At 64.8% G+C, this 361-nt stretch carries 1 protein-coding gene; it reads right to left on the reverse strand.

What is annotated here, in order from left to right; genetic code table 11:
- Positions 1-361 (reverse strand): pseudouridine synthase (locus BT993_RS06925; protein ID WP_244147573.1); only part of this gene is annotated, 361 nt, incomplete at both ends.

Below are 361 nucleotides of genomic sequence, written 5' to 3' on the forward strand. Positions count from 1 at the left end.
CAGTTCCACCAGCCCATAGCGCGAGGTGGGATAGCGCCCAGTCGCCACTGGCATCTCCACTGTCGCCAGACCGCGGTAGTGGGTGACCGCTGGCGGCGGCCCTTTATCTTCGCGGGCGAACTTATCGGCGATTCTACCCAGCTCCGCCACCAGCGGGTAATCCAGCAGCGCCTCTTCCATCAGCCAGCCGCGGACGATCGCATGGTAGCGCTTCCGGATCTGGTGCTGCTCGAACTGTTGCGCCAGCAGCCGGCCCGCCTCGCTCGACAATCCCATCAGCAGCACGCCGGAGGTGGGCCGGTCGAGACGATGAGCGGTAAAAACGTGCTGACCAATCTGGTCGCGCACGGTCTGCATCACC

The organism is Streptobacillus ratti (assembly GCF_001891165.1).
GTDB classification, from domain to species: domain Bacteria; phylum Fusobacteriota; class Fusobacteriia; order Fusobacteriales; family Leptotrichiaceae; genus Streptobacillus; species Streptobacillus ratti.